Annotated in this window: 26 protein-coding genes; 20 read left to right on the plus strand and 6 right to left on the minus strand. The window is 62.3% G+C overall.

Annotation, left to right across the window (positions count from 1 at the left end):
• Positions 1-3 precede the first annotated feature (3 nt).
• The 7 genes from ACOJCM_RS12000 (at position 4) to ACOJCM_RS12030 (ending at position 5,045) form a co-directional block, all read left to right on the plus strand.
• A complete protein-coding gene (locus ACOJCM_RS12000) occupies positions 4-486 on the plus strand; it encodes a DUF3618 domain-containing protein (protein ID WP_445212277.1) in 483 nt (160 codons plus the stop codon).
• Positions 483-878, plus strand: a complete 396-nt coding sequence (locus tag ACOJCM_RS12005; RefSeq protein WP_445212278.1) for a copper resistance CopC family protein — start codon at positions 483-485, stop codon at positions 876-878. The genes ACOJCM_RS12000 and ACOJCM_RS12005 overlap by 4 nt, the downstream gene beginning before the upstream one ends.
• A 77-nt stretch (positions 879-955) precedes the next feature.
• Entirely contained in the window at positions 956-1,849 is an 894-nt protein-coding gene (locus ACOJCM_RS12010) for a PRC-barrel domain-containing protein (RefSeq protein ID WP_445212279.1), read from the plus strand.
• A gap of 191 nt (positions 1,850-2,040) precedes the next feature.
• Entirely contained in the window at positions 2,041-2,565 is a 525-nt protein-coding gene (locus ACOJCM_RS12015; RefSeq protein ID WP_445212280.1) for a PRC-barrel domain-containing protein, read from the plus strand.
• 137 nt (positions 2,566-2,702) lie between these two features.
• Positions 2,703-3,338: a hypothetical protein gene (locus tag ACOJCM_RS12020; RefSeq protein ID WP_445212281.1), complete on the plus strand. Its 636-nt coding sequence runs from the start codon at positions 2,703-2,705 to the stop codon at positions 3,336-3,338.
• A gap of 79 nt (positions 3,339-3,417) precedes the next feature.
• On the plus strand, positions 3,418-4,710 hold the full coding sequence (locus ACOJCM_RS12025; protein ID WP_445212282.1) for a M20/M25/M40 family metallo-hydrolase: 1,293 nt from the start codon (positions 3,418-3,420) through the stop codon (positions 4,708-4,710).
• Positions 4,707-5,045: a hypothetical protein gene (locus ACOJCM_RS12030; RefSeq protein ID WP_445212283.1), complete on the plus strand. Its 339-nt coding sequence runs from the start codon at positions 4,707-4,709 to the stop codon at positions 5,043-5,045. The genes ACOJCM_RS12025 and ACOJCM_RS12030 overlap by 4 nt, the downstream gene beginning before the upstream one ends.
• 2 nt (positions 5,046-5,047) lie before the next feature.
• Here the strand turns inward: ACOJCM_RS12030 and ACOJCM_RS12035 are convergent, their stop codons facing one another.
• Positions 5,048-5,272 (minus strand): DUF3820 family protein, encoded by a 225-nt coding sequence (locus ACOJCM_RS12035; RefSeq protein WP_445212284.1) that lies wholly within the window; start codon positions 5,270-5,272, stop codon positions 5,048-5,050.
• A gap of 119 nt (positions 5,273-5,391) precedes the next feature.
• Between ACOJCM_RS12035 and ACOJCM_RS12040 the strand changes: the two genes are divergently transcribed.
• The 7 genes from ACOJCM_RS12040 (at position 5,392) to ACOJCM_RS12070 (ending at position 12,720) form a co-directional block, all read left to right on the plus strand.
• Positions 5,392-6,600, plus strand: coding sequence for a hypothetical protein (locus ACOJCM_RS12040; protein WP_445212285.1), 1,209 nt, complete (start codon positions 5,392-5,394; stop codon positions 6,598-6,600).
• A 136-nt stretch (positions 6,601-6,736) separates the two neighbouring features.
• On the plus strand, positions 6,737-7,774 hold the full coding sequence (locus tag ACOJCM_RS12045) for an SDR family oxidoreductase (RefSeq protein ID WP_445212286.1): 1,038 nt from the start codon (positions 6,737-6,739) through the stop codon (positions 7,772-7,774).
• A gap of 120 nt (positions 7,775-7,894) precedes the next feature.
• Positions 7,895-8,683, plus strand: a complete 789-nt coding sequence (locus ACOJCM_RS12050; protein WP_445212287.1) for an endonuclease/exonuclease/phosphatase family protein — start codon at positions 7,895-7,897, stop codon at positions 8,681-8,683.
• Entirely contained in the window at positions 8,680-9,927 is a 1,248-nt protein-coding gene (gene clsB, locus ACOJCM_RS12055) for a cardiolipin synthase ClsB (protein ID WP_445212288.1), read from the plus strand. Before ACOJCM_RS12050 ends, clsB begins: the two co-directional genes overlap by 4 nt.
• Before the next feature lie 15 nt (positions 9,928-9,942).
• Entirely contained in the window at positions 9,943-10,920 is a 978-nt protein-coding gene (locus ACOJCM_RS12060) for a lysylphosphatidylglycerol synthase domain-containing protein (protein ID WP_445212289.1), read from the plus strand.
• A 233-nt stretch (positions 10,921-11,153) separates the two neighbouring features.
• On the plus strand, positions 11,154-11,468 hold the full coding sequence (locus ACOJCM_RS12065; protein WP_445212290.1) for a helix-turn-helix domain-containing protein: 315 nt from the start codon (positions 11,154-11,156) through the stop codon (positions 11,466-11,468).
• Entirely contained in the window at positions 11,458-12,720 is a 1,263-nt protein-coding gene (locus tag ACOJCM_RS12070; protein WP_445212291.1) for a type II toxin-antitoxin system HipA family toxin, read from the plus strand. Before ACOJCM_RS12065 ends, ACOJCM_RS12070 begins: the two co-directional genes overlap by 11 nt.
• Positions 12,721-12,821: 101 nt before the next feature.
• On the opposite strand, the gene ACOJCM_RS12075 is transcribed toward ACOJCM_RS12070, so the two are convergent.
• The gene (locus tag ACOJCM_RS12075) at positions 12,822-13,346 is read right to left on the minus strand and encodes a YgjV family protein (RefSeq protein ID WP_445212292.1); all 525 of its coding nucleotides are present in this window, start codon (positions 13,344-13,346) and stop codon (positions 12,822-12,824) included.
• Between the two features lie 274 nt (positions 13,347-13,620).
• On the opposite strand from ACOJCM_RS12075, the gene ACOJCM_RS12080 reads away from it, so the two are divergent.
• Entirely contained in the window at positions 13,621-14,085 is a 465-nt protein-coding gene (locus ACOJCM_RS12080) for a DUF2846 domain-containing protein (RefSeq protein WP_445212293.1), read from the plus strand.
• Between the two features lie 61 nt (positions 14,086-14,146).
• Here ACOJCM_RS12080 and ACOJCM_RS12085 read toward each other — a convergent pair whose 3' ends face one another.
• Entirely contained in the window at positions 14,147-14,479 is a 333-nt protein-coding gene (locus ACOJCM_RS12085) for an antibiotic biosynthesis monooxygenase family protein (protein ID WP_445212294.1), read from the minus strand.
• Between the two features lie 178 nt (positions 14,480-14,657).
• Between ACOJCM_RS12085 and ACOJCM_RS12090 the strand changes: the two genes are divergently transcribed.
• The 5 genes from ACOJCM_RS12090 (at position 14,658) to ACOJCM_RS12110 (ending at position 17,475) form a co-directional block, all read left to right on the plus strand.
• A complete protein-coding gene (locus ACOJCM_RS12090) occupies positions 14,658-15,008 on the plus strand; it encodes a DUF427 domain-containing protein (protein WP_445212295.1) in 351 nt (116 codons plus the stop codon).
• 11 nt (positions 15,009-15,019) lie between these two features.
• Positions 15,020-15,418: a GFA family protein gene (locus ACOJCM_RS12095; RefSeq protein WP_445212296.1), complete on the plus strand. Its 399-nt coding sequence runs from the start codon at positions 15,020-15,022 to the stop codon at positions 15,416-15,418.
• Between the two features lie 88 nt (positions 15,419-15,506).
• A complete protein-coding gene (gene nfsA, locus ACOJCM_RS12100) occupies positions 15,507-16,238 on the plus strand; it encodes an oxygen-insensitive NADPH nitroreductase (RefSeq protein ID WP_445212297.1) in 732 nt (243 codons plus the stop codon).
• 253 nt (positions 16,239-16,491) lie between these two features.
• Positions 16,492-16,764 (plus strand): hypothetical protein, encoded by a 273-nt coding sequence (locus ACOJCM_RS12105; RefSeq protein WP_445212298.1) that lies wholly within the window; start codon positions 16,492-16,494, stop codon positions 16,762-16,764.
• Positions 16,765-16,932: 168 nt separating this feature from the next.
• Complete coding sequence (locus ACOJCM_RS12110; RefSeq protein WP_445212299.1) at positions 16,933-17,475, plus strand: DUF2380 domain-containing protein; 543 nt, start codon at positions 16,933-16,935, stop codon at positions 17,473-17,475.
• An 87-nt stretch (positions 17,476-17,562) separates the two neighbouring features.
• Here the strand turns inward: ACOJCM_RS12110 and iadA are convergent, their stop codons facing one another.
• The 3 genes from iadA to ACOJCM_RS12125 are packed head-to-tail and all read right to left on the minus strand — an operon-like array spanning position 17,563 to position 22,225.
• On the minus strand, positions 17,563-18,735 hold the full coding sequence (gene iadA, locus ACOJCM_RS12115) for a beta-aspartyl-peptidase (protein ID WP_445212300.1): 1,173 nt from the start codon (positions 18,733-18,735) through the stop codon (positions 17,563-17,565).
• A complete protein-coding gene (gene cphA / locus ACOJCM_RS12120) occupies positions 18,732-21,374 on the minus strand; it encodes a cyanophycin synthetase (RefSeq protein ID WP_445212301.1) in 2,643 nt (880 codons plus the stop codon). The genes iadA and cphA overlap by 4 nt, the downstream gene beginning before the upstream one ends.
• Complete coding sequence (locus tag ACOJCM_RS12125; protein ID WP_445212302.1) at positions 21,371-22,225, minus strand: cyanophycinase; 855 nt, start codon at positions 22,223-22,225, stop codon at positions 21,371-21,373. Before ACOJCM_RS12125 ends, cphA begins: the two co-directional genes overlap by 4 nt.
• Positions 22,226-22,377 lie beyond the last annotated feature (152 nt).

Here is a 22,377-nt window from a genome sequence, read left to right on the forward strand (position 1 = left end):
GACATGAGCCGTTACCATCAGCGTCGCGAAGAAGAGCTCGAGGCTGAAATCGAGCAATCTCGCGCACACCTCGACGACACCCTTCACGAACTCGAAAGCAGGCTCTCGCCGACGAAGCTCAAGCATGACCTCGCACGCTATATGCCCAGAAGGAACGGGGCGGCTGCAGGATTCTTCGACAGTCTGGGGCGATCTATCCGCGACAATCCCGCGCCCGTTCTGCTGACCGGTGTTGGCCTGGGCTGGCTTATCGTATCGCAGCTGCGCTCGCGGAAAGCGTCCCGCCATGCCCGCCTTCCCGTGCCCGTAGCGCATGGCGGCACGCTCCCGGTTCGTCAGGAGGCGCCACAGCGCATGGTGGCTACCCATATGGGAACCCAGCAGGGACGGGGCGAGCTCTCTTCCCATCGGCCTGATGTGATCGGCGAGGCGACGCATCTGGGGACCGGGCAGGGCTGGAGCGGTTACGTCTATCCCAACACATGAACCGGCGTCGAGCGGCGGGGCGAGGGGCGCTTGATTCCCTCGGCGGCAAGGTTCGCCTCGTCGCCTTTGTCGCACTGTCCGGCGCGGCTTCGCCGCTGTGGGCCGAGGCCGAGTTGGTCGAGTCCGTGCCCGATGATGGCGCAAGGCTGGAGCACGCTCCCGACACTTTCGAGATCTGGCTCGACGAACCCGTACGGCTCACGCTGTTCGCGGTCTCCGGCCCCGAGGGTATGGTGAACTTGCGCGAGAGCACCACCGAAACGCTGGGCGACCGGCATCGGGCCGTCCCGGAAGGTCGTCTGGCACCGGGGGAGTATCGCATCGTCTGGCGGGGAACGGCGGAAAACGGCACGACCTCGGCAGGAGGGTATCGCTTCCATCTCGAAAAGTAAGAACACGTTGTGTTTCTGGCGGTATCGCGTGCCGACATCCTATCTTGCGAAACAGGACCCACCAAGGAGAAGGCGTCATGAAAAGGACATTACTGGCGATTGCCATCGGCGCGATTTCCGCCGGGCTAGCCGGCGGCACCCTGGCCCAGGACAGCAACACCGAGCTCAACGACGATGCTGCCGTCGGCGAAGAGCAGGCGGCTGAACGGCAAAGCGCTGAAGAGAACGCGAACACCGAAGAGCAGCAGGTTGCGGCAGCCGGCGATGATGGCGAGCAGGCCGATGACGAGGGCGAGGTCGATGCCTCGGTAAGCGAAGAGGAACTGCCCGACGAAGGAGACGACGCCGAAGACTACCAGGAAATGACTGACGACGAGGACAGCAACGGCGACCCGTCCAGCGACGAGCAGGCCAGCGACGAGCAGGCAGGCGGCGAAGAAGAGCGGGTCGCAGGTGATGATGAGTCCGATGCTGGTGAGGAGATGCAGACCGACCCGGGTGAACAGGCAACGTCGGCAGAACCCGCCGCAGCAGAGGCCGAGCAGGCACCTCAGGGAGAGCATACGCCGCAAGCCGGCCAGGCGGCTGAGCAGGATACCGATTCGGCTTTCGAGGAAAGCGAGCCGACCGGTGCCGCGCTCGACCCGTCGATAGCGTCTCTTCAGGTCAGCGAGGTCGTGGGCATGACCATCGTCAACCGCGAGGGCGAAACGCTGGGCGAAGTTGACAAGGTGCTGCGGCACGATGATGCCGGTGATCTGCATGCCGTCGTTCCGGTCGGCGGATTCTGGATTTTCGGCGGCTCCGAGGTCGCCTTGCCGCTTGTCGACATGGAGCTCGAAAACGAGCGGTTGGTGCTGCAGGACATCATCGGCGAAGACGAGCTCGACGAAATGGCTACCGACTACGACGAGGATCGCTACAGCGAGGTGGACGGGGACATGACGCTATCGGATGCGATGGGCCGCTAGCGTCCCACGGCGACAACGGCACCAGGGCAAGGTCAACAGACCTTGCCTTTTGTCGCTGAAACGCGTCGGTATGCAAGTAAAGCGAAACGAAGCGGCTAACTGTGGTAGCGAAATTTTTCGCTAAGTTTCTGTTGTCAGCCAAAGCGGGCGCTATGTTCAAAAGGTAACGGTCAACTCTAGGAGGGAGTGATATGAAAAGGACACTGCTGGCTATCATGATCGGCGCTATTTCCACCGGCCTGGCGGGAGGCGCCCTGGCCCAGGACAACGGTGACGACGAGCTCAACGACGGCAATGATGCCGCCCTGACCGAGGAGCCGAACACTACCACCGATGAGTCGTCCGGCATGGGCACCGGCACCTCTGCCTCATCCATGGCGGGTGACAATGAGCTGGACGAGTCGCTGCGCGATAGGGATGTCAGCGAGATCGAGGACATGACGGTCGTTAACCAGAATGACGAAGAGATCGGTGACGTGCAGAACGTGGTCAAGGACGACGAAACCGGCATCTTGCATGTCGTCGTGACCATTGGCGGGCTTTGGGGCATGGGCGGAAGCGATGTGGTGCTGCCGCTAGCCGATATGCAGCTGCTGGACGATCAACTGGTGATCCAGCGAGACTACGGCGAGGAAGAGCTCGAGGAATCCGCCGAGGAGTACGACGAGGAGCGTTACAGCGAGGTTGACGATGACGTCAAGCTGTCCGATGCCTGAGGCAGCAAGCCGGATCGAGGGAAGTTTCCGCACTTGAACTCGCCGTGCCTATTGGCGACATTGCTAGCAGGAAGGCAAGGCCGGTGGCCTTGCCTTTTCTGCTGAATTCTTCAGCAACAGCCAGGATGACGCAGCGGATGCCCATACCCCTACTGTTCGCCCTGCTTGTCATGACGGGGTGCACCGGGATACCGCCACAGGGCGAGACCGGCGTCGTGCCGGATGGGCCGCTTCGTATTGAGGAGCGGCAGGTGCTCGCTGCGGATGGCTCTCGGCTCCTCCACATCGACGATATGCCAGGCAGCATCCGAGTTGATGACGCCAGCGAATTCGGGGCGGCCGAGGCCTTCACCGATGCTTTGCCCTCGCCGGATGGGAAGTGGCTGGCCGTTGCCACCGCTGGCGCCGCCCACGGCGCCGGATGGCTGGTGGCGGTGGACCAGGGCAGGCCTTACCCGGCGACGTTTCAGTACGGTGGCGAGGTGACACTGGGGCCGTGGAGCACCAGCGGACGTTATGCCAGCTTCCTCAACGACACACCGGCACCGAGCCGCGTGCTCGTCGTGGTGGATCGCACTGCCCTGGGAGCCACCGTCAGCGCCACGGCAAGCCAGGTCCAGATACCCAGCCACGCGCAGCAGGTCCCCCCTGAAACCGAGTACGAAGTCGTCGCGTGGCGCGACGATGTGCTGGTGTTCGAGGTCGACGGGCGGCGTTATCGCTACCAACCCGACACCGGCGAAGTACGCCAGGCCCACGGCCAGGAACCCTGAGCCGCTGTGTCAGGCCATTACCGCGCGAATCTGCCAGACTGTAGAGCACCCGTGAACGTATCGAAGGAACGCGAGCGACATGAGCGAGACGAACAAGCCGTGGGCCCAGCCCATGCCGGAGCAGCAATTCACCCTGATGCAGCGCATCCTGGATGCACCCAGCCCCGTCGGGCTGGAAGGCGCCATGACCTACGGCGTCCTCAAGCCCCATTTCGAGAGCTTTGCCCCGCAGGGTTGGCACATGCACCAGTACAAGGGGCACGCCGGCGTAGTGTGGGACACCCACCCGGGCCGCGACGACCTGTTCAAGGTGATGATCATCGGTCACGCCGACAAGATTCGCATGCAGGTTCGCAGCATCGGTGATGACGGCAAGATCTGGATCAATACCGACGCCTTCCTGCCCAACGTCCTGGTCGGCCATGAGGTCAAGCTGTTCAGCGAAGACCCCGAGGCCCCCGGCCGCTATCGCATCATCCAGGGCGGCACCGTGGAGGCGCTCGGCGCCATTCACTTCTCGGATGCCGCACAGCGCGAAGGCAGCAAGGGCATCAAGAAGGAGCAGATCTACCTCGACCTGCAGATCCATGGCGAGAACAAGAAGCAGCAGGTACTCAACCTCGGCGTGCGTCCCGGCGACGCGATCATTTTCGATCGCCCCATTCGCCATGGTTTCAGCCCCGACACCTTCTACGGGGCCTACCTGGACAACGGCCTGGGCTGTTTCGTCACTGCCGAGGTGGCACGCCTGATTGCCGAGTCCGGCGGTACCGAGAAGGTGAGGGTGCTGTTCGCCGTCGCCAGCTACGAGGAGATCGGCCGCTTCGGTAGCCGGGTGCTGGCCGGCGAGCTCGAGCCCGACGTGGTGATCGGTGTCGACGTCAACCACGACTATGTCGCTGCTCCCGGCATTGGCGAGCGACGCATGCAGCCGCTGGAAATGGGCAAGGGCTTCACCATGTCGGTGGGCGCGATCGCCAGCGAACAGCTCAACCGCATCATCGAGCGCACCGCCCGCGAGCATGAGATTCCCATGCAGCGCGACATCGTCGGCGCCGACACCGGCACCGACGGCATGGCCGGCGTCCTCGCCGCGGTGGACTGTGCCGCGACGTCCATCGGCTTTCCCATCCGCAACATGCACACCATTTCCGAGACCGGCAACACCCACGATGTGCTGGCCGCGGTGCATGTGCTGGCCCGTACGCTTCAGGCGCTGGATGCCTTGCCGGACCCGCACCGCGAATTCCTCGACAACCATCCGCGGCTCGACCAGGCCCAGCGGCTCACTCACCAGGGATCGGCCAAGCCCGAAGGCGACAAGGACAACGGCGCGGGCCCGCCGGGGGCGGGTCAAAAACATCCCTCATGACAACAAGCGCAACCGCGAGAGCAGCACGCTGCCTGCTCGAAGCGGCCCCGGCAGCGTCTTTGCCACTGACTTACCAGCAGCTGGCCGAGGCGCTGGGGCTGACGCCGCCGCGTACCATACAGCAGGTGGCCCAAGCACTCGAAGCGTTGATGCGCGAGGATGCCGGGCAGGGACGCCCCTTCATCGCCGCGCTGGTGGTGAGCCGGCGCGGCGACCTGCCGGCGCCGGGCTTCTTCGAGCTTGCCGTGGCCTTGGGTCGCTTCCCCAGCGACCCGGCTCGTCATGCCGAGGCGTACAGCGATGAGTTCCAACAGGCCCTGGCCGCCAGAGGGTAGACTCAGCCGCCCGTCTCGCTCCGGCGCAGCGGATCGAGCAGCGAACCCAGGCCGTTATGATCGATCTCGTGCATCAGATGCAGCAGCTCGCCAATCTCGCCGGACGGGAAACCCTCCCGGGCGAACCAGTTCAGGTAGGGGCCCGGCAGGTCGGCGATCAGCCGCCCCTCGTACTTGCCGAACGGCATCCGGCGGATCACCAGTTTTTCCAGGTCTTCGGGTTGCATGGTTCTCGCTCCTCGACAGAACGCGATGATGCCACAGCCGGCCGGGTCCAGGGGGCGTTCGATGAACCGCAAGCATGGCGGTGCTAACCTGTAGTCCCGCCTCTACAGGGACGTATGAAATGACGACTGCCGCCGCGTCGGGCCAGCATAGCCAGCAGGATACCCCTGCCAGCAATACCGCCGTGCTGGGGCTGGTGCCAGCGCCCGAGCTTCCTGCCGACATGGCCGAGCGAATCGCCGGCCAGCTTCCCGAACTGCTGGCCAACTACGTTGACAATCGCCTCGAGTGGGAAGTGAGGGTGGTGGTCGACCCGCTGACCGGGGCGGAGGAGGATTCGGTTTCCATCATCCGCAAGACCGAGCAGACCCGGCGCCTCTATCGCTGGGACTACGCGGTATGCATTACCGACCTGCCGATACGCAAGGACAACCGCTTCGTGGTGGCCGAGGCGAGCATGACCTGCAGCGTGGCCCTGATTTCGCTGCCTTCGTTCGGCGCCACCTCCACTCGGCGGCGCCTGAACGAAGCGATCCTGCAACTGGCAAACGAGATGCATCACGGCAGCTCGGAAGCCGACCGGGCGCGTCAAGAGCGCCAGACCGAACGTGCCGACAAGGTGCATGAGAGCTTGCGCGGAAAGGGCGCCCGGGAACTGCTCGGCTGGCACCTCTACGAGAAACTCTTCCCGATCCGGCGTATTCCGCTCACTCATGAGCAGGGGCCCATCGACGTTCGCTTCGTTCCCCATACCCACATCAACGGTAACCTGCGCATTCTCGCCGGCATGGTTCGCGCCAATCGGCCCTGGACCATCTTCCCCGCCTTTCGCCGCGTGATTGCCGCCGCCTTCGCGACAGGCGCCTATGGCCTGGTGTTTCCCAATCTTTGGCAGATGAGCGCCCATTACGGTTGGCCGCGCCTGGTCACGCTGATGGGTGCCGCCATGGCAGCCATGGTGGCGTGGATCATCATCGCCCATGGTCTCTGGGAGCCGGTGAAGAAGGCCGTCTCGCCGAACATGGCCAGGCTCTACAATGCCGTGACCGTGCTCACCCTTTCCGTGGGGGTCGTATTCTATTACGTGATCCTGCTATGTCTGTTCGTGGTGGCCGTACTCATCTTCATACCCTCCGACATGCTCGAAGCGAGCCTGGATCATCCCGTGGGGCTGTCCGACTACGTCGTGCTTGCCTGGCTGGCCAGTTCCGTCGCTACCGTGGTCGGCGCCCTGGGCGCCGGCCTGGAGCAGGAGGAAACCGTGCGCAACGCCACCTACGGCTATCGCCAGAGGCGGCGTCATGCCGAAGCGCAGCAGAAACGTGGCTGACCCTGATCGGCACAGACCGGCAGCGCCGCCAGTCTAGTTGGCGAGCGCTACAGTCGGTAACGGCCTCGGCATTGTATTGTCGCCGGCGCGGGCTAGGGTCTAGGAAAGCCTGTCAAACCAATGGAAGGAAGAAGCCATGGAATCCGATCGCTCTCACGATCCGACGCGGCGCCGACTAATGGGCGGCCTGGCCGGCGGTGTCGCCGCCGCGGTCGCGGCACCGGCCTTCGGCCAGCAGAACGCCGAAGGCCAGGCCTCGGCGCGGCAGGGCGCGGCAGGGGATAACCCCTTAGCACAGAAGCAGAATCCTCTCGAGCAGTACCCCAGGCCGCCGTTTCCCGAACAGCCCCAGGAGTGGCCGGGCCTGGCCGGCGAGATGGATCCGCGCCCGGATCATGGCGAAGAGAGCTACCGCGGTAGCGGACGGCTGGAGGGGCGCAAGGCACTCATTACGGGGGGCGATTCCGGCATCGGCCGTGCGGCGGCCATCGCCTATGCCCGCGAAGGCGCGGACGTGGCGATCAACTACCTGGAGGTGGAAGAGCCGGATGCCCGCGAAGTCATCGAGCTGATCGAGGCGGAAGGGCGCACGGCAGTAGCGCTTCCCGGCGACATCCGCGACGAGGCGTTCTGCCGCGAGCTGGTCGAAACGGCGGTGGAGCGGCTCGGGGGCCTCGACATCCTGGTCAACAACGCGGCGCGGCAGCAGTGGGCAGGTTCGCTCGAGGACATCTCGACCGACGACTTCGACGCCACGCTGAAAACCAACCTCTATGCCATGTTCTGGATCACCAAGGCTGCCATGCCGCACCTCGAGGAGGGGGCCACGATCATCAATACCGCCTCGGTGGTGGCCTACGACCCGCCCGAGATTCTCGTCGATTACTCCATGACCAAGGCGGCTATCGTCAATTTCACCAAGTCACTGGCCAAGCAGGTCGCCGATCAGGGGATTCGCGTCAACGCCGTCGCCCCCGGCCCGTTCTGGACCCCTCTGCAGCCCAGCGGTGGCCAGCCCCAGGAGAACGTCGCGTCCTTTGGTGAGCAGGCTCCGCTTGGCCGCCCGGGTCAGCCGGTGGAACTCTCCGGTGTCTACGTCCTGCTCGCCTCGCAGGAATCCAGCTACGCGACCGGCCAGGTCTATGGTGCCACGGGCGGCAGTGGGGGCCCGTGATCCAGGCGAACTGAAGGTTGCCGCCGAGTTGGCAAGCAAGAATGGGTCTCAGCTGCTAACCTTTACTTGGTCGGGTGACCCGGCGGGGCCGCGTCATCGATCAGGAATAAGGATTGGCTAGTGAATGTGACGGAACGGAAGCCGAAACAGGAACTGCAGCAAACGACACCCGTCAGTTCCGTGCAGATCATGACGATCAACGTGCACAAGGGGTTCAACCTCTTCAATCGTCGTCATATTCTGCCGGAGCTGCGCGAGGCCGTGACGACGCTTTCGGCTGACATGGTCTTTCTGCAGGAAGTCCACGGCGAGCACAAGAAGCATTACCTTCGCTACCACGATTGGCCGGAAGTACCCCAGTACGAGTACCTGGCCGACACCATGTGGCCTGATTTCGCCTATGGCCGAAACGCCGTCTATCCCAATGGCGATCATGGCAATGCCCTGCTGTCCCGCTACCCGATAATCGAATACGAGAACAGGGATGTCTCGATCCACGGCACCGAAAGCCGGGGGCTGCTCTATTGCCAGTTGGCCGTACCCGGGCAACGTCGGGTGCATGCGGTCTGCGTCCACCTCGGATTGCGTGAGAAGCACCGCCTGGAGCAGTTGAAGCTGCTGTGCGAGTTGCTGGACTCGGTACCGGAGGGCGAAGCGGTCATCGTCGCCGGCGATTTCAATGACTGGCGCCTGAAAGCCAATGACGTGCTGGCCAATTGCGGACTGCACGAAGCGTTCGCGCAATCCCAAGGGCGCCCGGCGAAGACCTTTCCGGCGCATTGGCCGATGCTTCGCCTCGACCGCATCTACGTTCGCAACGCCACGATACGTGAGCCCAGAGCCCTCTCTCGAAAGCCGTGGTCGCACCTCTCTGACCATGTTCCCCTCATAGCAGAGATAGGCTTGTGAAATTCCAATGGAAGGAAGGCAACGACGCCAAGTTGTTGGTGAACGGCTCGGAATACTTTCCCGACGTGTTCGACGCGATTCGCTCGGCGCGCCGGGAGATCCTGATCGAGACGTTCATCATCTTCGATGACGAAGTTGGCCAAGCACTCAAGGACGCCCTGCTCGAGGCAGCAGCCCGGCAGGTGCGCATCGAGGTCACCGTGGATGGCTACGGTACGGCGGATCTGAGTAGCGAGTACATCGCCGAACTGAACGATGCAGGCGTCCACTTGCATGTCTACGACCCCCAGCCTCGCCGGCTCGGTGTGCGTACCAACCTGTTCCGCCGCCTGCATCGCAAGATCGTGGTGGTGGACGGTGAGGTGGCCTACATCAGCGGGATCAACTTTGGCTGGGATCACTTGCCCGACAAGTACGCCATGGGCAAGCAGGATTATGGCGTGCGCGTGCGCGGGCCGGTTGTCGAGGACATCCGCCGCGCCGCCACGGCCCTGTTGCTGGAACACCAGGCCGTGGAAGGGTTGCCCGATACGCCGGTCGACACGCCGCCGGCGGGACAGGCGGCCATGCGCCTGGCCACACGCGACAACCATCTGCACCGAACCGATATCGAAGACCATTATCGGGAGGCGATTCGTACGGCACGATCGCGGTTGATGATCGCCAACGCCTATTTTTTCCCCAGCTATCACATCTGGAGCGAACTGCGTAACGCCGCCCGCCGTGGCGTGGAGGTCACCTTGATCCTCCAGGGACGCCCCGACATGCCCTGGGCGCGGATGTTTTCCAGCTCGCTGTACAGCTACATGCTCAAGGATGGCATCCGCATTTACGAGTACAAGGAGCATCCCCTGCACGGCAAGATTGCCATCGCCGACGACGAGTGGGTAACCATCGGCTCGAGCAATCTCGACCCGCTCAGCCTGTCGCTCAATCTCGAGGCCAACCTGTTCATTCGCGATGCCGACCTCAACCGGGAGATCTACGACCACCTGGTGGAGCTCATCGACAACAGCTGCAAGATGATCACGCCGGAAGCGGCTGAGAGAGGCCGCTGGTGGCGTACGCCATTGATGTTCATGAGCTATCACTTCCTGCGTCACTTTCCGCTCAGCATGGGCTGGAGCCCCGGCCATACGCCCCGGCTCGAGCCGCTCATGCCCAAGGGAAGGAAAAAGGCGCGGAAAAGCAAGCCGGATGACAAGCGGAACGACAAGCAGAAGAATGAACAGGAATTGCATTGAAGCGCAAGGATGCCTATGAATGCCCCCGGAAAGAACACATCTCGTTCCCGCAAGCCTTGGTTCCGCTGGCTGAAACGCATCATCACCCTGGCATTCTTCGTGCTGGTGGTGGTGCTGCTGTTCTCGCTCGTCAGAAACGTGGACTGGCCCGCCGTGGCCGAAACCCTCACCAGTTACAGCCCGCTGACCCTGTTGGGCGGGCTGGCCCTCACGGTGGCCAGCTATCTCGCGTTCTGCAGCTATGACCTGCTCGGCAAGAAATATACCGGCCATGAGCTGCCGGCCAAGCGTGTCCTTCTGGTCGCCTTCGTCTGCTATGCCTTCAACCTCAATCTCGGTGCCTGGGTAGGCAGCCTGGCCATGCGCTATCGGCTCTATACCCGCCTGGGCCTAGACGTGGGCACCGTCACGCGTATCCTGAGCATCAGCCTGATCGCCAACTGGCTGGGCTATATGATTCTCGCCGGCATCATCTTCTCTGCACGGCTGCTGGCGTTGCCGTCATCCTGGGAGCTCGGCGCCACGGGGCTGCAGATCATCGGGTTCGGACTGCTCTTCGTCTCCTTCGCCTACCTGGCCGCCTGCCGCTTCTCCAAGCGACGCGTATGGCATGTACGGGGGCATGAGATCATTCTTCCTCCGCTCAGGTTGGCGTTGATGCAAGCCGCCCTGGGCGCGGCGAACTGGACGCTGATGGCCACGTTGATCTACCTGCTGCTACCCGAGGGACTGTTCTTCCCCAGCATTCTCGGCATTCTGCTTATCAGCTCCATTGCCGGCGTCATCACGCATATCCCCGCTGGCCTGGGCGTGCTCGAGGCCGTCTTTCTGGCCCTGCTGCAGCACCAGGTCGCCCCGAGCCAGATACTCGCCGCGCTGATCGGCTATCGCGCCCTCTACTTCCTGGTGCCGCTGACGGCGGCCTTCCTGGTTTATCTGGTGCTGGAACGGCGCGGCAGGGAGCGCAAGCTGGCCGAGCGAAACCAGGCATAGCTGCCTGGCGCAATCGGTGCCCGCTCGACGCCGTTCGGGCGGGACGTTCTCGCAGGAAGGCGCAACTGGCTCGACCATGCGCCTGCCGCGCGATGGGTGGGCGGAATCCGTGTTCCAGCCAGGTTTCGGCGAGAGGAGAACCGTCCAGGTTTCAGTGGCGCTTAGCCTTTAGAACCGCTATCTTGCATCTTATAAGTTGCTTCAAAGAGGAAAAAGCAGCATATAAGATGCCCATGAACCTTCTCAAACAATACCGACAGAGGCGGCTGGCGCTCAAACTCACCCAGCAGGAGCTGGCCATCCGAACCGGCATGGTACGCCAGCAGTACCAGCGTCTGGAGCGTGGCGGCAACCCTCGCCTGGATACGCTCGAATTGGCGGCTGATGGGCTCAATGCCAAGCTGATGCTCATCCCGCTGGAAAAATGGCATGCCGTGCAGGCCCTGTTGAAGGGAGAGGCAGACGATACCAGGGGGCTCGATGCCGACCCGTGGCAGGGCCTACTGGACGATGACGAGCGAGATGAGGCCGAGCGCAATGACGAATGACGCGGTCGAGATGCTGCGCCTCGACCTGCACGGCAGCCGGGTGGGTTACCTGGTTGGCTACCGGAGTGGGCGCAACGTCATGGTCTTCGATGAAGCCTGGCGGTTCGATGCCTCGCGCCCCACGCTATCGTTGACCTTGCATCCCGATTTTCCCCGTGCAGGAGAATTGATGCAGGCGCCCTGGATTCGCCAGCAGCGACTGCACCCCTGGTTTTCCAATCTGTTGCCGGAGGGCGCGCTGCGTGACTGGCTGGCGCAGCGACTCAAGGTGCATCCCGACAACGAATTCCCGCTACTGGCGAGCCTGGGGAATGATCTGCCCGGTGCCCTGCAGGTCGCTCCGGTGGACCCCGACGACATGCCGGACTGGGTACTCAGCCATCGGCGAAGCGTCACTCCGGTGCGCCGGGTTGCCGAGGTGGGTGGCGGTTTCTCGCTGGCCGGTGTGCAGATGAAATTCTCCATGCGTGAGCGAGACGGCCGCTTTCACTTCGGTCATGCCGACGAACTGGGCGATTGGATCGTCAAGACGCCCTCGACGCGTCACCCCCAGGTGCCCGAGAACGAGGCCACGGCGATGTGGCTGGCCCAGAGCGCCGGGGTCGAGATTCCCGAAATTCGCTTGATCCCCCTGAGTGCACTCGAGGGGCTGCCTACCATCAACCTGCCGGAGGAGCAGGTCGCCTACGCCATTCGCCGCTTCGACCGTGAAGGCGAGCGACGTATTCACGCCGAGGATCTGGCGCAGGTGCTGTTTCGCTATCCCCACGAGAAGTACGACGGCCCCCACTATGAGCGACTGGGGCGGCTGCTGCGTGAGTTCACAACCGATGGGCTGGCCAACGTCCAGTCCTTCGCCCGTCGCCTGCTGGTGGATATCCTCCTGGCCAATGGCGATTCGCACCTAAAGAATTGGAGCCTGTTATACCCGGACCGGCGTACGCCGTGCCTGGCACCCGCCTACGATATCGTCACGACCCTGGCCTACCTCGAAGGCGACCACCAGTTGGCACTCAACCTGAACGGGAAGAAGGATTGGTATCGCCTGGGCGAAGACGACTTTCGCCGATGGTCCGAGAAGGTCGGTGTCGCCTGGCCCGCCATCCGCAAGGTACTCAACGACACTCTGGAGCGTGCCCGCGCCCAGTGGCCCAAGCAACTACAAGACATGCCGATGGCCGAGGCGCACAAGGCGATCCTGCGGCAACATTGGCGTGATCTCGCACCGGAGTGGCGCATAGACGCAACATGATCCACGGGGCCATGTGCGATATGGCGCTGCTCCCTTCAGTCGTTGTTACGGAAGTTGCCTGCGTTGACCCCACTCATCGAATGCCCGCATAGCGTCACCTTCTACGCGGTGTACGGCAGCCGCGCGTCGCGTCTCAGGCGCAGCATGGTCACCACGTTGGTCAGGAAGATCAGGCTTTCGGCGATGGTGCCACCGATGGAGCCCGCCAGAACGTTGCTGACAACCCAGCACAAGGCGGCTGCCGCCAGGGCGATACGCATGGGAATACCGTGCAGCATGAACATGCCGTAGGTACCCAGCAGGCCTGCGGCCAGCGCCGGTATGTCCCGCGGGCCGCTCCAGGTCAGCAGGGCCACCACCAGGGTAGCCGCGAGCATGGCCAGCATGATGGCGCGGTTGCGCCGATAGCGTCGCACCAGGGCGATGCGCAGCACGATCAGCGCCGAGATACCCGCCGCCACCCAGCTCTCGAACAGCGCGAACTGCGCGGCAAAAGCCACGTTGGCGAACAGCAGCAGGACGAACAAGCGGTCGTCGCGCTTGCTGGCGAACCCTACGATGCAGAGCGCCAGGGCCACCAGGCTGACGGCCTGGCCCAGTAGCCACCTCAGGCCGATCTCTTCCATGGAGCATACCGTTAACGAGGGACTGAAGGAGTGAGCTTAGCATGGCGATGCCCACTAGACGGCAGCCTGCCTAAAGGTAAGGGTTTGTAAGTAATAACCTACACGAGGTAGGTAAAGCTCCATTTCGCCGTAGTACACGTTCTGTTACCTTCCCGCTCGCGATGGGCAAGTACCTTGCTGTGCTTGGTCTCGGCATAGCCAGAAGAAATGAAGTGGCCTTAGAGCCACAAAGAAAAGCGGCTTGAAGCCGATTATTTAAATAAAGGGAACTGAAATGAAGCTACTCAAAACCTCAGCCGCCATTGTCGTGCTGGCGCTAATGACCGGCTGTGCCTCGGTCAACATGGCACCTCAGCAGGAATCCTCACAAGCCAAGCAGTTCGAAGCTCCGGAAGAAGGCATGGCAGGCGTGTATGTCTTTCGCAAGGAATCTCCTTTCGGAGCCGCCTTGAAGAAGGACATCTGGATCAATGATGAATGCATCGGCGAAAGCGCGCGGGGGGTGTTCTTCTACCATCAGGTGGAAGGGGATCAAGAGCATGAAGTCGCTACCGAGTCCGAATTCTCTCCTAATACCTTGAGTCTCTTTGCCGAATCCGGAAACAACTACTTCGTCGAGCAATACATCAAGATGGGTGCCTTCGTCGGCGGGGCTAACCTCCGTCTTGTTGATGAAGAAAAAGGCATGGAAGAAGTGAGCAAGCTGGAAATGGCCCGCTCAGGGACCTGCAGCCAGTAACCGAAGCAGGCGCCGTCTTCGGGCGGCGCCGTGCTGGTGCCAGGTCGGATACGCCTTGCGTTCAGCCGCCGCTCTCGTTGCCGACTGTCTGAATGACTTCGAAGCCCTCGAACTTGGGCGGGCCCAGGTAGAGCCCCTCGCGCTTGCTCTGGCCGGCATTGGCATGGGCCGCGCGAAACGCCTCGGAACGGGTCCAGGCTTCGAAGTCCTCACGCGAGCGCCAGATGGTGTGGGAGGCGTAGAGTACGTGGTCCTCCTCCTCGGGGCCGCGCAGCATATGGAACTCGACGAAACCGGGCAGGCCTTGCAGGTGGGTCTCCCGCTCCAGCCAGATCTGCTCGAACTCGTCCGTTCTTTCGGGATTGACCCGGAAACGATTCATGGCAATGAACACGTTGGCGCTCCTTGTCGTCAAGCAATCAAAAACTGTCGAATGACCATGGCACCTTACGGGGTGACGGGCAAGCCAGTCTTCTTTATCAACGCAGCGTAATTCGGCGCTGGGAATTTCCCCAAGGTGCTAGGCTGATTCTCATAGACTCATGACAGCCAGATGCAAAGGAAACGCTCCCATGCCCATGGATGCCACCGAGCCCCGCATTACCCTGCATCCGTATCGTGAGCGGGTGCAGGTGAAGGTCGGCGACACGCTGCTCGCCGACACCACCCGCGCCATTGAGCTACGCGAACGCAACTACCCACCGCGGCTGTATCTTCAGCGCGACGATGCGCGGATGGACCGGCTGACCCGCTCCGACACTGTTACGCACTGTCCGTTCAAGGGCGATGCCACGTATTTCTCGTTTGACGACCAGGCTGATGTGGCATGGAGCTATGAGCGGCCGCCAGCAGGCATGGAGGCGATCGCGGGCAGGCTGGCGTTCGATGACAAGAAAGTGAGCGTGACAACAACGGACCGCTAGGAGTTTCGCCAGTGCATAAAGGGAGTTGTCTTTGCGGCAGGGTCCGCTATGAGGTCAGGGGTGAAATCGTCGAGGTTTCGATGTGCCACTGCAAGCAGTGTCAGAAGGCCCAGGGCAGTGCCTTCGCCGCCGTGGCCCCTATACGCTCGGCCGCGTTTCGCATCACCCAGGGCGCGGAGTACCTCAAGGAGTACCGTGCCACGCCAAACAAGGCGCGGGTCTTCTGTTCGATGTGCGGCAGCCCCCTCTATAGCGCTCGCGATGACCTGCCCGAAATGAAGCGGTTGCGGCTGGGTACCCTGGACACATTGATATGCGCCGACAAGCGCTACCATGCCTGGGTGAAGGATAAGGCGGAGTGGTTCGACCTCGCCGATGACCTGCCCCGATTCCCCGAGTTTGCGCGCTGAGCCCTGTCCGACATCAAGCGCAATGCAATATGCTTCGGAATGAAAGACAATAAGCAGGGTAATGATCGACACGTACCCGCGAGGCGACATGAATCCGACTATCGAACTGCTGAAATCCCACCGCTCGATTCGTAAATTCACCGATCAGAAGATTCCCCACGAGCTGCTGGTGGAACTGATTCGCGCCGGCCAGGCCGCCGCCACCTCCAGCCACGTGCAGGCCTATAGCGTCATTCACGTGACGAACCCGGCCAACCGCGAGAACATCGCCGAGCTGGCCGGTGGTCAGTCCTACGTGGCCAGCGCCTCCGACTTCCTGGTGTTCTGCGCCGACATGAAGCGCCCCACCGAGGCTTCCGAACGTACCGGGGCCAATGTCGTGCGCGGCATGACCGAGCAGCTCCTGGTAGCCAGCATCGACACCGCGCTGATGGCCCAGAACGTGGCCATCGCCGCTGAGTCCGAAGGGCTTGGCATTTGCTACATCGGCGGCATTCGCAACAATCCTCAGGCCATCAGCGACCTGCTGCAGCTGCCGGCGCACGTCTACCCGGTATTCGGCATGTGCCTCGGCTACCCGGCCGCCGATCCCGACGTCAAGCCGCGCCTGCCGGTGGAAGCGATCCTCAAGGAGGATTACTACACCGACGATAGTGAACTGGTGGCGGCCTTCGACAAGGCCATGCAGACCTATTACGGCGAGCGAACAGGCGGCAACAAGAACACCAACTGGTCGAGGAACCTTGGCCCGCTGTTCGACAGCAAGCTGCGCGCCCACATGCGCGAGTTCCTGACGAAGCGTGGCTTCGAGATGAAGTGACACGTCTCCTCTTGTCCAGGCGACGAGGGCGCAAAAGCTAAGCTGATGAACACGCGGGGCACATCTCCATCGAACTCATCGGAGGCAAGATGCAAGCGCTACTGAACTCGCGATCCGAAATAACGGAGGCAGCCCTGGTCGCCATCGCACACATGCCGACCGCCAGTCTCTCGACGCTGTTGGGCGATGTTCGCTCAGCGGATAAGCGATGCCGACTTCATGCGGATCGCGGTATTGCTGGCGCAAAAGAGCCATGACGGGGGGCAGTCCCATCGGCGCGGTGATCGTCGACAACACCACGCGGCGCATTCTTGGCAAGGGGGCACAACACCACGGCGTGAGCTTGCTGCATTGCTCGCTCGGCTTGGCCGTGCTGGCCTTCGGTGCCCCCGGCAGCTACGCGCTGATGGGCACCGCTCATGGCCAGCGAATCGATAATCCGAGGCTGCCCAAGGGCTTCAGTCTCGCCATGGCGGCTTTGCTGGTGTGGGTCGCGATCACCATCGGCTACGAGCACGTGTGGTAGCCGCTGGTGTCGGGCGGGTTTTGACGATTCGCGAAGCTTTCAGGCGTCGCTCACGTTGCCGGCTATCATCACCCTAATGATGGACGTAATGCAGATCATGCATTCAGCCTAAAATGAACCACCGCAAGGGGCTTGGCGCGTCTTACACAGGCTCCATCAGGAGGTGTCATGACTTCACGGGCCGTATGTCGCTGGATCGCGCGCGGAGTGTCTTTCCTGCTTCTGACAAGCGCGATGGCAATGGCATCGAAGGTCGTTGCTGATACCGCAAAATTGACCCTGGCCTTGGCCCAGTTCGATTTCCAGGACACTTCCGGCGAAGTTCAGGACCAAAGTGCCGAGCACGAAGCGAGACTGAAATCGCTCAATGAAACGTTGCACGGCGGTCTTGCCGGGAACCAGGAGATCACGCTTGTCGGCCTGACTTGTGGGGCGGAACGCTGTACGCACCGGACTCCTGGCCTGGCCGCTCTTACAAGGCAAGCCAAGAACGCTGGTGCTCAATATCTGCTGGTCGGCGAGATACACAAAGTGAGTACGCTGATTGGAAGGGTAAGGCTGGCGATGCTGGATTTGAACGACAGCAACACGTTTGCTTGCGAGCAACACTTGTCTTATCGAGGTGATACCGACGAAGCATGGCAACGCATGGCGCAGTACACCTTGCGTCATATTGAGGAGAGCTGCATTCCACCGCACCGAAACCGATGAGTAGTATCGCCTGCAAAATTGACTAGCCCGCCAGGGCTTAGGGTTGCCCTCAATCAAAGCAGTAGACATGAGTGTTAATGACTTGAGTTATTCCGTTATGCTTACGTTATAGATACAGTTACCCGCCACAAACGTTTGCTGCGGCTGAAGGTCGCTGTCAAGAAGCGTCACATCGGCCTCGAAGCCGATAGCGAGATGTCCCTTGCTGGCATGTAAACCGAGTACTCGGGCCACATTGGTGCAAATCAGCCCCAAGGCCGATTCGAGAGGCAACACACCTTCATTGACAAGCCGCTGCCAATCTGCGATCAACGTCGTGTTCCTGGCAACTTTCATTCCCAGGTATGCCCCGTTGGCATCGAATTCCGGCAAACTTCCATTGCAATCGGAGCTCATGGTGATGCGCTCCGGTGGGACGCCGTGCGCCAGCAATCGGGACACCGCATCGAAGCTGGAAAGGCCGTCGCCGGCATCTTCAAAGGCGGTGACATCGACACTCGCCTCGAATGCTAACGCATAGTCGGCGGCTTCCTCGAGCAGGGCAGGGTGGCGATTCACATGGGTGGGGATCACCTGGTCGGCGGGTATCTCGGTTTCGGAAAGCAATCTGCGCAGCGGTTCCAGGCCCCGCTTACCGTCACCGATATGGAAGTGGCAGATACCCCGCTTGCCGGCCAGCATGGCACCGACGCGTGTATCGCTGACGATCCGTTCGATCTCATCCTGGCGCGGTTGGCTCGAGCGATGGTCCGAGATGGCGATTTCCCCCAGGCCGATGACTTCGGGAATCCAGGCCAGGTCGCGCTGAATGTCCCCGGTCAGCGTGGGGGGCGGGACGCGATACGCGCCGGTATACATGAAGGCCGATATGCCTTCGGCACGCAGCCCGCGCACCTTGGCCAGCAGATCGGCCGGGGAGCGGCTGATGCTGTCGGTGCCAAGTACACCCACCACCGTGCCGATTCCCATCGCCGCGATTTCCTGGGCCGAGATCTCGGGACAGCGAGTACCGCAACCGCCTTCGCCCCCACCCCCGGTGACATGGACATGCTGATCGATAAAGGCGGGAACGGCGATGAGATGACGCGCCTCGATCACCTCGATAGGCCAGCTCTCGGGCATGCTGAGGTCGTTTCCCAAGGCGACGATTTTTCCTCCTGCCATGAGGAGGTCTGTCGCCTCGATCCGTTCGGGTGAAAAGATAGCGCCGACGCGCAGTAGGGTCATGAGCCCGGCATTACTCGCATCGCGAGGGGTCATGGGCGGTCCCCTGCCTCGCTCTTCGTCTTCGGCATATCCGGCAGGAACCGGCGTCCTCGCAAGCGCTCGGTGGCGCCTTCGATGTCATCGATCAGCAGCACCAGCAGGTCGCCCTCCCTGGCCTCGTCGAACGCTCTGTCGACGGCGTGACGTTCATTCATGACCACCTCGACGTGGCAGGTGCCGGCCTCTGATTCCGCCCCAGCGCGCAGCAGGCCGGCGGTTTCACCGTCGGGGCGTCCTCGTGGTTCGGTTTCACAGAGCAAGACGATGTCATGCATGCGGGCAAGCTGAGCTCCCAGGGCAAACAGGTCTTCGTCACGCCGGTTGCCCGGGGCGCTGGCCACGCTAATGCGCCGCCGCGCGGGAATGCGACCAATGAGTCCGCCCAGGGCTTCAAGCGCCGGGACGTTATGGCCGTAGTCGATCAGCACTTTGATGTCGCCGGCGTCGATAAAGTTGGTGCGTCCCGGATTCTGCCCCGGCGTGGGGTGGAACGTCTGCAGGCCCAATTGGATATCCGCAGTGCTCAGCCCCAGGGCATATGCCGCGGCGCTGGCCGCCAGGGCATTGGCCACATTGAAACGGGCATGGCCTTCGAAGGTAATCGGGGCGTCCACCACCGAAACGATGGCGGCTTCGACGTTACCCTGACGCATTACGATGCACTCGTCATGCACCGTGAATGCGACCCCATGGGCTTGCACATGCTGACGGACTGGCTCTGAGTCGGGGTCCAGGGAGAAGTAGATCACCTTCCCTCTGGCCCATTCCCTGCCCGCCAGCACGCGCGGATCGTCGGCATTGAGCACGGCCGTCCCTTCCTGGCGGACCGCGTCGATCACCACGGTCTTGCAGCGTGCCAGCTCATCCAGGGTGTGGATGTCGTTTTCCCCCAGATGATCACTCGCAATATTCAGCAGTACGCCGACCTGGCATTCATCGAAACCCAACCCGCGACGCATGATGCCGCCCCGCGCGACTTCCAGCACAGCATACTCGACGGTGGGCTCGCGGAGTACGGTCGTGGCCGCCTGTGGCCCGCTGTAATCTCCCCGCATGATGGTGTGGTTGTCGATCTCGATGGCACCTGTGCAGGCCATGCCGACACTGCGTCCGGCCTGGCGGAGCAAGTGCGAGATCAAACGCACCGTGGTGGTTTTTCCATTGGTGCCGGTTACTGCCACAATGGGGATCCGCCCGGTATCCTCGCTATCGGGAAAGAGCATCTCGATGACGTGATGACCGACATCCCGGCCCGTACCATGGGTCGGGGAAAGATGCATGCGAAACCCGGGCCCCGCGTTGACCTCGACCACCGCGGCAGATTGCTCCTCCAGGGGCATCGCCAGGTTCTCGGCGAGCAGGTCGATACCGATGATATCCAGGCCGACCAGGCGCGCGATGCGCTCTGCCGTGTACTTCACTTCCGGGTGTACATCGTCGGTGATATTCGTCGCGGTGCCCCCCGTACTCAGGTTCGCCGTGGACTTCAGGTAGACGACCTCGTCTTTCGCGATGACGCTCCCCAGGGTCAGGTTCTGCTGAGCGATCAGCCGATGCGACTGCTCGTCCAGGTGAATCTGCGTCAGCAGGTTTTCATGACCGATGCCGCGACGCGGGTCCCGGTTCTCCCGGTCGATCAACGCCTGCAGCGTCGCCACACCGTCGCCCACCACATGTGCGGGGCGACGCCTGGCGGCGGCGACAAGCTTGCCATCGATCACCAGCAGTCGGTGATCCTCTCCCTGGACGAAACTCTCGACCATGACCGTCGAGTGGTGGCGGGAGGCGATGGCGAACGCTTCCCGCAACGCCGCTTCGTCGGAGATATCCGTGCTCACTCCACGGCCGTGATTGCCGATCAGCGGTTTGACGACGACGGGATAGCCGATATCGAGAGTGGCCTTCAGCGCATCTTCAATCGTGTTACAGAGGCACCCGCGCGGCACGGGAATGCCGGCCTCGCCGAGCACTTGCTTGGTCCAGTGCTTGTCATCGGCGATGCCGTGGCTGATCAGACTCGTGCGGCAAGTCACCGTCGCCTGGATGCGTTGCTGACGACAACCGTGCCCCAGTTGGACATAACTGCTGTTCTCGTCGAGACGAGCACAAGGGATACCTCGTCGCATGGCGGCATCCACGATCGATGCCGTGGAGGGCCCCAGCATATGCGCATCGCGCACCTCCTTGAGACGAGTGACGACCGAGGTGATATCGATCTCGTCGCCATCGAAGAGCCGGGCGACGAGATCGACGGCTTCCACGCCGGCCGCTAGGCCGCAGGCCTCGTCCCGGTAACGATAGACGACGTTATAGATGCCGGTTTCGTAGGAATCCACCGTCTTGCCGTAGCCCACCGAAAAGCCGATCAGATTCTGTAGTTCGATCGCGACATGTTCCACCACGTGGCCGGCCCAGGTACCCCGCTCGAGTCGCTCCAGAAACCCACCGGGCCGTCCGACCGAGCAGCGATGCTCGTACAGGGTCGGTAGCAGCACGGCGATGCGTTCCACGAGGCCGGGGACGGTATCGCTCGTCCGCGCCTCGAGCTCACCGATGTCCAGCCGCATGAAGATTGCCGGGTAGCGGCTGTAGTAATTCGGGCCGCGTAGCGCCCGATGCTCGAGGATGATCATTGCGCTTGCCTCTCCGCCAGGACGGCTTGGAGTTCGTCGGCGACGAGATAGCGCCGCGCATCGATATCGTACCCATGCCCACTGACCATGGCGTGCAGGATCATGTTCTCGACGGCGACCGGCGCGCCCATGGGCAGTTCCGCGATATTGGAACTCGCCAGATCCCGGCTATCGATGATGATGACGTGCCCCGGTCCGATGGTTTCCAGGATGCGGTTCGGGTGGACGATGACAGCCGTATCCTCGCCGATGCCGACACCCAGCTGCTCGGGGTTGCTGGCGCCCACTTCCATGAGGCGCGTGAAACGCCCCCGCTCGAGGAAGTGGCTGTCGATGACGATCCCGCGAACGAAGCCCAGGCCGAAGGTCATGTTGACCGCCCCCTTGCGCAAAGCGTCCGCCGCCGCACCGTTGTAGATCATGGTGCTTGGCATGGCCGCGGCGCCGGCACTGGTCCCCGCCACGACGGCGCCGGCCCTCAAGCGCTCGCGGATGGCTCGCAGGGTGGCTGAGCCGCCGAAAACATTGGTCAGGCGAAGCTGATCTCCCCCGGTGAAGAAAACCACGCCACTTCGCTGAATAAGCCGCACATTGTCTGCATCGGCGGCTTGCTGGCGATCGCGGATGTCCAATGCATGGACACGGCTGGCGCCCAAGCGAGAGAAAACCTCCTCGTAGCAGGGCAAGAGCTGTTCAGGAATGCTGCTGGCCGTGGCGATGACGGCCACTTCGTTACTATCGTCGGGGGCAAGCTCGAACACCCGCCGCAGGATGGCGAGTTCGGAGGTCTTGTCCTCGGCACCGCCAATGGCCACGATATGGCCTGAAACGATGGGGGGGTGTGGCGCCATATCCCATTCGCCGCCCAGCGACGCTTTTGGAGAACGCTGAATCATTGCCGATACCGGCAATGGCGTATCGCGTGATGCGTTGACCCGCGTCTTCACTTATAACAGCCGGCCCCCCCCTCTAGCCAGGTTTATAGCGATCCCTCGGCCTGGCT

The sequence above is a fragment of the Billgrantia hypersalina genome (assembly GCF_052584175.1).